The organism is Pseudomonas citronellolis (genome assembly GCF_029335315.1).
GTDB classification, from domain to species: Bacteria; Pseudomonadota; Gammaproteobacteria; order Pseudomonadales; family Pseudomonadaceae; genus Pseudomonas; species Pseudomonas citronellolis_A.
In genome coordinates this window covers 1-8722 of sequence record NZ_JARJLT010000234.1, presented here as the reverse complement: position 1 = coordinate 8722, position 8722 = coordinate 1, and the positions used below count along the sequence as shown (strand labels likewise).

Sequence of the window (8722 nt, the reverse complement as noted above, 5' to 3'; positions counted from 1 at the left end):
GAGCACGATGTCTCCGAGGCCCGCGCCGAAGGCCTGCCGAGCCTGGCTCTGACCGGCAGCCTCAGCCATGCCCGCAGCGACCAGCCGCTGGCGCTCAACGGCGACACCCGGCAGCGCGATTCGAGCGTTGGCCTGCGCCTGACCATTCCGCTGTTCGAAGGCTTCGAGCGCAGTTACCGGGTGCGCGGTGCCCAGGCCCAGGTCGAGTCGCGCCGCGCGGCGCTGGCCGGGGCCGAGCAGCAGGTCTCGGTGGCGGTGTGGAGCAGTTACCAGCGGCTGATGACCGACACCGGCAGCCTGAAGGATACCGATGCCCTGGTGGCGCAGTCGCGCGAGGCCCTGGAGGTGACCCGTGGCCGCTATCAGTCCGGGGTCGGCAGCATGATCGAACTGCTCAACGCGCTGAGCGCCTACGCCGACGCCCGCGAGCAGCACATCCAGGCGCTTTCCGATTGGCAGAACGCACGCCTGCAGTTGGCCGCCGGCCTGGGTCGCCTGGGGTTCTGGGCGCTGCAATGAGCCCGCGGCGGGGGAGGGGAGCGGAAGTTCCCACTATTCGCGATTTAAATAAATAACTTCATATTCATCGCGATGGTTTTATAGGGGGTTTGTTTTTGTTCATATGCGCTTGAGGTGATTCCTAATAACTCTTGCTTACTGGATGTTTCGAGTGCGTGGGTAATGCCGTTGATCTATGTTTTGCGCCGTGGGGAAGTTGTCCCCGCGATGGGAAATACCATGAAAAAGGAACTACCTATGCAAGAACTGACGGTTGAAGACATCCAGCAGGTCGCCGGCGGCGATCTCGATGGCATGCTCTGGGGCGTGGGCGAAGGCTTCACCACCGGTATGGCCGTGGGCACCGCCATTGGCGGCAGGGGCGGCCTGTTCGCGCCTGTCGCGCAACTGGTAGGGCTGTTCGTCGGCCCGGTCGTGGGTGGCATCTTCGGCGCCTTCGCCGGCCTGCTGTCGAATCGTGAAACGGTGCAGGCCTATGCCGCCCATTATCGCGAGACCTATGGCCTGGGTAATTCTTCCGGGGGCGATGCCGACGGCCTGTTCGGCAACTTCCTCGGCGGCGGAAGTTCCCACGGCCCGCGCGCCTACTGAACCTCGCTGTAAACAGGGCCACTCCCGCAAGGGAGTGGCCCTTTTTCATTGTTGTGCGCGGAATATTTTCGTTGTTTGTGCGCTGGAGTGGTCGAGGCAGGAACCGCGTTGGACGTGTGGCCGGAATTGGCGCGTCGAGACAGTCGTACAAGGTGGTGGCTGCTTTTTTTACCCACTAGAGTTTGTTGTGGGAAGTTTCCCCTGGGCAATGTGTCTGTTTCGGCAATTCCGAATCGACAGTCCTGAATGCGGACAAATAAGGGAATTAAATATTGCCTGGCGATCTATGTCTTTCGACAATTATCGGGCTGTCGCGTTCCTTCGGGATTGCGACGGAAAAGCGTCATGTGCGTTGTTGCGTCTTTTCCAGGCCAACAGCATTGGTCCAACACCTAAGCAGTAAGAGATAAACATGCAAGAGCTCAACTCCAACGAAATCGAAATGGTCGCCGGCGGCGCCACCACCGGCTTCTTCGACAGCATCGGCGGCGCCATCCTCGGCATCATCGCCGGCGCCATGGGCACCGCCTGGCGCGGCGCCACCATGTCGCTGCGCGGCGGCAGCGGCCTGGGCGCCATCCTGAACCCGGTGGCCGGTGTGGTCGTCGGCGCCTTCGGCACCATCTGGGGCGCGGTCTACGGCCTGTTCAACGGCGCCGCCCAGGGCACTGGCTCCCAGGTTCAGGCACTGGGCGATGTGTGGAACGACATCATCGGCCTGCCGGGCAGCGCTACCGGCCAGGGCAGCCAGAGCGGCTTCCTCGGCGGTGGCGGCAGCCAGCACGGCCCGCGCTGATTCGCTCGCATCCGGGCGTACGGAAAGGGCCGCTGCCGGTGCAGCGGCCCTTTTCTTTTGGACGCGGTAGTTGGTGTGCCCTGATTGAATTTATGAAATCTCCTACATGATTTGTAATTGCGAATTTTCTTACGGATTTCTGGGTGGCTCTAGTTCGGTATATTCGGGCTATGTGTTTATTAAGTAAGTCCTGGGTGAGGAAAAGACGGCGGTTTCTTTAGGAATATTCCTAGCGATAGGTTTTTTGCCGACTTGTAGCATGGCGACTCCGATTTCCAGGGTGCCTCAGATGTATTTCCAGAAGTTTCAATTGGGTGCATTAGCCTTGTTGGCGATGTCCCCGTTCGTTGTTGCGGGCGAAGTGTCGGATGCCTCCGCCAAGTCCACCAAACGCATGGTTTGCAATCCCGAATGCCAGTGGCTGGACGCCGGCAGTGCAGCCCCGAACCTGGCGCTCGCGCCCACCGCCATGGCGGTACGCAAGACCCTGGAGAAAGGCGCCGCCAGCGAAGCGAAGCCGGCGGCCTCGTCCGCGTCCGGCGGCAAGCCGGCCGCGCCGGTCAACACCAGGCCGGCGGCGCCGCTTCCGGCGCCGGCCGAACTCAGGCCCGTGGCGTCGGCCAAGGCCAAGGCCCCGGCCAGGCCGGCACTGGATATGTCGGTGGACCACCTGACCCGCGCCTGGGCCGCCGAGGACGCCAAGGCCGTTCCCGCCGGCGGTGGGCTCGACCTGTGGCAGGCGGTGACCCTGGCGGTGGAAACCTACCCGTCGATCCGCGACGCCGCGGCCCAGGTCGACCAGCAGCGCGAAGGCATCAATGTGGCCAAGGCCGGCTACCTGCCGACCATCCAGACCGGCCTGAACACCGGCAAGCAGGGCGTCTACGGCAACGGCCAGAGCCTGTCGCTGAGCGCCTCGCAGATGATCTACGACTTCGGCAAGGTGTCCAACTCGGTGAAGAACGCCGAAGCCGGCGTGCGCGTGCAGCAGTTTCAGCTGATGACCACCACCGACGAAGTGGCGCGGCAATCGGCGCTGACCCTGGTCGAGGTGTCGCGCTACAACGACCTGCTGGGCGCCGCCAACGGCCAGATCGATGGCATCAAGCGCCTGCGTGAGCTGGCCCGCCAGCGCGCCAGCGAAGGCGCCAGCACCCAGGCCGACCTGATCCAGGCGCAGTCGCGGGTCGAGGCGGCGCAGTCGTCGCTGCTGGCCATCCAGACCCAGTTGCAGCAGCAGCGCAACAAGCTGCGCATCATGATCGGCCGGGACATCCCCGAAAGCGGCGTCAGCGTGCCGGAACCGCGCCTGCTGCAAGCCGCCCAGGGCATCGAGCCGACCCCGGAGTACCCGGTCGCCGTGCGCCTGGCCGAGGCCGAGGTGCAAGAGGCGCAGGCGCAGCTGTCGCTGGCCAAGTCCAACACCATGCCGACCTTCACCGTCGACGGTGGCGTCAGCAAGTACATGGGCAACGCCGGCGAGATGGCGGGCGACCGCGTCTACACCCTCACCGTGGGCGTCAAGCACGACCTGTTCGCCGGCGGCGCGCCCTCGGCGCGGGTGCGCGGCGCGGGCCAGGCGGTACGCGCGGCGGAAGAACGCATCTACACCAAGAAGCTCGAGGCCAGCGACGAGTGGACCGCCCTGCAGCAGCAGATGAGCGGCCTGCAGGAGCGCCTGAAGGTGCTCGTCGAGCGCGAGAAGAGCATTCATGACACCCAGCAGCTGTACCGCGAGCAGTACCTCTCGCTGGGTACCCGCACGCTGCTCGACCTGCTCAACACCGAGCAGGAAATCTTCCAGGCGCGCAGCGACCTGGTGAACGCACGCCACGACCTGTGGGCCGCCCAGGTGGGCTTCATCAACGCCACCGGCTACATGCACGACGTCTTCCAAATCAAGGGAGAGATCTAAATGACCGCGCAAGCGCAGAAGTCCGAAGCCGCCTACGTTCCCTGGCTGGAGGCGATGCTGTTCCTGGCCCGGCACTACCGCCTCGACGTTTCCGAGGAGCGGGTGCGGGTCGACCTGGAGTGGCTGCCCACCCAGGACCTCGATCAGCAGCTGCAGCGCATGGCCCGCGACATGGGCATGTCGCTGCGTAGCGAGCCGCTGAGCAAGGGCGTGCTGGACCCCTGGCGCTTGCCGGTGCTGGCGCAATTCTCCGGCGGCCAGGTCGGGGTCATCGAGAGCGTCGATGGCCAGGGCCGCGTCGGCGTGCGCCTGAGCGGCGAGCAGGGCGTGCTCCAGGCCCTGCCGGCGAGCGAGGTGAGCGAGCGGGTGCAGCGGGTGTTCTGCCTGCGCCCGGAAGTCGCCGTGCCCGACGTGCGCGTCGACGACTACATCAAGCCCTACGAGCCGAACTGGTTCTGGGGCATAGTCCTCAAGGACTGGCGCCGCTATGGCGACATCATGCTCGCCTCGATGGTGGCCAACGTGCTGGCGCTGTCCTCGATGATCTTCTCCATGCAGGTCTACGACCGCGTGGTGCCGGCGCAGTCCGAGCCGACCCTGTGGGTGCTGTTCGGCGGGGTGATGCTGGCGGTGGCCATCGAGTTCGGCATGCGCCTGGCGCGCACCAGCCTGTCCGACAAGATCGGCAAGCGCGCCGACCTGCGCATCTCCGACCGGGTCTTCGGCCACGCCCTGCGCCTGCGCAACGAGGCCATGTCGAAGTCCACCGGCTCGTTCATCTCGCAGCTGCGCGAGATGGAGCAGGTGCGCGAACTGATCACCTCGACCACCCTCGGCACCCTGGCCGACCTGCCGTTCTTCTTCCTGTTCCTGGTGATGCTCTGGGTGGTCGGCGGCTCCATGGCGCTGGTGCCCATGGCGGTGCTGCCGCTGCTGATCATCCCCGGCCTGCTGGCGCAGAAGCGCCTGGCCAAGCTGTCCAAGGAAGGCATGCGCGAGTCGTCGATCCGCAACGCCATCCTGGTGGAGGCGGTGCAGGGCATCGAGGACATCAAGCAGCTGCGCGCCGAACAGCGCTTCCAGAACCAGTGGAACCACCTCAACGCCGTGTCGGCGGACATCAGCATGCGCCAGCGTTTCATCTCCGGCGCGCTCATGACCTGGACCCAGGAAGTGCAGACCCTGGTCTACGCGGTGGTGATCCTGGTCGGCTGCTTCCAGGTGATGGAAGGCAACATGACCACCGGTGCGCTGATCGGCATGTCGATCCTGTCGTCGCGGATGATCTCGCCGCTGGCGCAGATCTCCGGGATCATGGCGCGCTGGCAGCAGGCCAAGGTCGCCCGCGAGGGCCTGGAAGAACTGATGAAGCGCCCGGTGGAAACCGCCGAGGCCGGCCGCCTGCTGCACCGTCCGGTGATCCACGGCGACTTCGCCATGGAGAACGTGCGCTTCCGTTACCGCCAGGAAGACAAGCGCCAGGCCATCGAGGTGGCCCAGCTGAAGATCAATGCCGGCGAGAAGGTGGCCATCCTCGGCCGCAACGGCGCCGGCAAGTCCAGCCTGCTGCAACTGATGGCCGGGATGTACCGGCCGCAGGAAGGCATGCTGATGCTCGACTCGCTGAAGCTGGAGCTGATCGACCCCTACGACGTGCGCCGCGACGTGGCCTTCCTCAGCCAGCAGGCCAACCTGTTCTTCGGCACGCTGCGCGAGAACCTGACCATGGGCCGGCCCAACGCCAGCGACGACGAACTGCTCAACGCCCTGCGCCTGAGCGGCGCCCTGTCCCTGGTACAGGCGCAGCCGGAAGGCCTCGACCACCAGATTCTCGAAGGCGGCCGCGGGCTCTCCGGCGGCCAGCGCCAGGCGCTGCTGCTGGCCCGCACGCTGCTGCGCGACCCGCGCGTACTGCTGCTGGACGAGCCCACCGCGTGGCTCGACGAAGTGGCCGAGCAGCAGTTGATCCACAACCTGCAACCCTGGCTGCATGACCGCACCCTGGTGGTGGCCACCCACCGTCCCGGCGTGCTGCGCTGGGTCGACCGGATCATCGTGGTCGACAACGGCAAGGTGGTGCTGGACGACACCAAGCAGGCGGTGCTGAACAAACTCAGCCAGCAGGCCGCGAAACCGGCCGCGCCGCAGCCGCCTGAGCCGCCGCAGGCCGTCCAGGCCGCCGCGCGGGCTGCCGCAAGGTCCGCGGCGCCGACGCCGGCGGCGATGCCCGCGCCGACGCCGAGCATGACCGTGCGCGCGCATCCGCAGCCGCCGAAAACCACCGCGCGACCGGTTCCGCCGTCGTCCGACGACGGGCTGCCGATCATCGCCTGAGGGAGCCGGCCCAAGGGCCGGCGATGGATTACATGAAGGACGCGGGCGCCGCCCGCGTCGGGAGTCATCATGCAGGTCAATTCGATACAACTGCCCAAGCCCGCCGAGCCGAGCAAGCCGGCGGCGCAGGACGACCTCTTCGTCGAGCGGCAGCGTGCGCCGGGCGCCTCGCGCCTGGTCTGGGGCGCCTTCGTCGGCATGCTGGCGCTGTTCGCCTGGGCCTACTTCTTCAAGCTGGACGAGGTTTCCACCGGCACCGGCAAGGTGATCCCCAGCTCCCGCGAGCAGGTCATCCAGTCCCTGGAAGGCGGCATTCTCTTGCAGCTGCGGGTCAAGGAGGGCGACCTGGTGGACGCCGGCCAGGTGCTGGCCCAGCTGGACCGCACCAAGACCGAATCCGCGGTGGGCGAGAGCGCCTCGCGGGTACGCTCGGCGCTGGCCATGGCCGCGCGCCTGCGCGCCGAGGTGGACGGCGGCGAGCTGGCGTTCCCGGCCGAGGTGCTGCAGGAGCCGGACCTGGTGAAGGCCGAGACCGCGCTGTACAAGTCGCGCCGCGAGGGCCTGCAGAAGACCCTCAACGGCATCAGCGAGGCCCTGGCCCTGGTCAACAAGGAACTGCAGATGACCTCGCGCCTGGCCGCGGCCGGCGCGGCGAGCAACGTCGAAGTGCTGCGCCTGCAACGCCAGGCCAACGAGCTGCAGCTCAAGGCCACCGATACCCGCAACCAGTACCTGGTGAAGGCCCGCGAGGACCTGGCCAAGGCCAACAGCGAAGTGGAAGCGCAGCAGTCGGTGACCCGCGGCCGCGCCGACTCGCTGTCGCGCCTGACCGTTACCTCGCCGGTGCGCGGCATCGTCAAGGACATCGAGGTCAACACCGTCGGCGGGGTGATTCCGCCCAACGGCCGCTTCATGGTCATCGTCCCGGTGGAGGACCAACTGCTGGTGGAGGCGCGCATCTCGCCGCGCGACGTGGCCTACATCCATCCCGGCCTGCCGGCCATGGTCAAGATCAGCGCCTACGATTACTCCATCTATGGTGGCCTGAAGGGCCAGGTGGTGAATATCTCGCCCGACACCATCCAGGACGAAGTGCGCCGCGACCAGTATTACTACCGGGTGTTCGTGCGCACCGAGACCGACGCGCTGAAGAACAAGGACGGCAAGAGCTTCTCGATCTTCCCCGGCATGGTCGCCACCGTGGACATCCACACCGGCAGCAAGACCGTCTGGGACTACCTGACCAAGCCGCTCAACCGCGCCCGCGAAGCGCTGCGCGAGCGTTGAGGAGGGACCGATGAAAGCACGCACTCCCAGTTACCGCGAGCGTCGCGAGGTCGAGAACGCCGGCAAGCGTGCCAGCCAACTGTTCGCCCAGGGCCGCTACGAGCAGGCCCTGCAACTCTGCCTGCAGACCACCCGGCGCTGGCCGCAGCTGGCACCGGTATGGGTCGACGCGGCGGTCAACTGCGTGAAGCTGGAGCGCTGGCAGGAAGCCATAGGCCATGCCAACCGCGCCCTGGCCTGCGGCGGCGGCAGCCTGGCCCTGTTCGACGCGCTGTCCCACGCCAATTGCGCGCTGCGCCAGTGGGACGAGGTGCGCCGCCATGGCCTGCACGCGCTGAACTTGCGCGAGCGCCAGTTCGGCGTGGAACCGCCCATCGCCCATCAATCGCCGGCGCTGCCGCCAGCGCCCAGCGCGGCGACCCGCGAGCGCAACCTGATCGCTTTCTCGTTGTTCGGCGACAGCTCCAAGTACTGCGAGACCGCGGTGCTCAACGTGATCGAGCAGCCGCGCCTGTACCCGCACTGGACCTGCCGTTTCTACATCGACGACAGCGTGCCCGAGGCCATCGTCCAGCGCCTGCTCGACGCCGGCGGCCAGGTGGTGCGCGTCGACGAGGCCCAGCGCCAGTGGCCGGGGCCGATGTGGCGCTTCCTCGCCCTGGACGACCCGCAGGCCCAGCGCATCCTGTTCCGCGACGCCGACTCGGTGATCAGCCAGCGCGAAGTGGAAGCGGTGGACGAGTGGCTGCGCAGCGACAAGCTGTTCCACGCCATGCGCGACAACGGCACCCACACCGAGCTACTGCTGGCCGGGCTCTGGGGCGTGGTCGGCGGGGCGCTGCCGACGCTGGCCGAACTGGCCCGGCCGTTCTTCGCCGCGCCGCTGGCCTCGCGACACTTCGCCGACCAGTACTTCCTGCGCGAGTACGTCTGGCCGTACGCGCGGCGCAGCCTGCTGCAGCACGACTCGATGTTCGGCTTCCTCGGCGCCGCCGGTTTCCCCGGCGGGCCGATGCCGGACGACTTCCACGTCGGCTACGCCGAAGGCTCGCCCTGGTTCAGCCTGCCCTGCGCGCTGGCCGAAGGCAGCCCGGTGCGCTGGACCCTGTACCGTCGCGAAGGGGAGGGCGAGCGCGCGGTCTGCGACTACCGCGCCGTCGTGAGCGGCGGCGAGGTGAAGGGCAATATCCCGGCGCGCTACGCGCAGTGGATTCGCAACGGCGAGGCGCGCATCGCCCTGAGCCCGTGCAACCATTGATACCCGTAGGAGCGCGCCATGC

General features: G+C 66.9%; 7 protein-coding genes. All 7 read left to right on the top strand.

Going from position 1 to position 8722, the window contains the following annotated elements; translation table 11 throughout:
- The coding region (locus P3W75_RS18210) for a TolC family protein (RefSeq protein ID WP_276228715.1) at positions 1 to 519 on the top strand (519 nt) is incomplete at its 5' end.
- Positions 520 to 756: 237 nt separating this feature from the next.
- Positions 757 to 1110 (top strand): DUF5862 family protein, encoded by a 354-nt coding sequence (locus P3W75_RS18205; RefSeq protein ID WP_276228714.1) that lies wholly within the window; start codon positions 757 to 759, stop codon positions 1108 to 1110.
- A 412-nt stretch (positions 1111 to 1522) separates the two neighbouring features.
- A complete protein-coding gene (locus P3W75_RS18200; protein ID WP_276228713.1) occupies positions 1523 to 1906 on the top strand; it encodes a hypothetical protein in 384 nt (127 codons plus the stop codon).
- A 394-nt stretch (positions 1907 to 2300) separates the two neighbouring features.
- Positions 2301 to 3821 (top strand): TolC family outer membrane protein, encoded by a 1521-nt coding sequence (locus tag P3W75_RS18195; protein WP_276228712.1) that lies wholly within the window; start codon positions 2301 to 2303, stop codon positions 3819 to 3821.
- Positions 3822 to 6155 (top strand): type I secretion system permease/ATPase, encoded by a 2334-nt coding sequence (locus P3W75_RS18190; RefSeq protein WP_276228711.1) that lies wholly within the window; start codon positions 3822 to 3824, stop codon positions 6153 to 6155.
- Positions 6156 to 6224: 69 nt separating this feature from the next.
- Complete coding sequence (locus tag P3W75_RS18185) at positions 6225 to 7442, top strand: HlyD family type I secretion periplasmic adaptor subunit (protein WP_276228710.1); 1218 nt, start codon at positions 6225 to 6227, stop codon at positions 7440 to 7442.
- Positions 7443 to 7452: 10 nt separating this feature from the next.
- Positions 7453 to 8700, top strand: a complete 1248-nt coding sequence (locus tag P3W75_RS18180) for a tetratricopeptide repeat protein (RefSeq protein ID WP_276228709.1) — start codon at positions 7453 to 7455, stop codon at positions 8698 to 8700.
- Positions 8701 to 8722 lie beyond the last annotated feature (22 nt).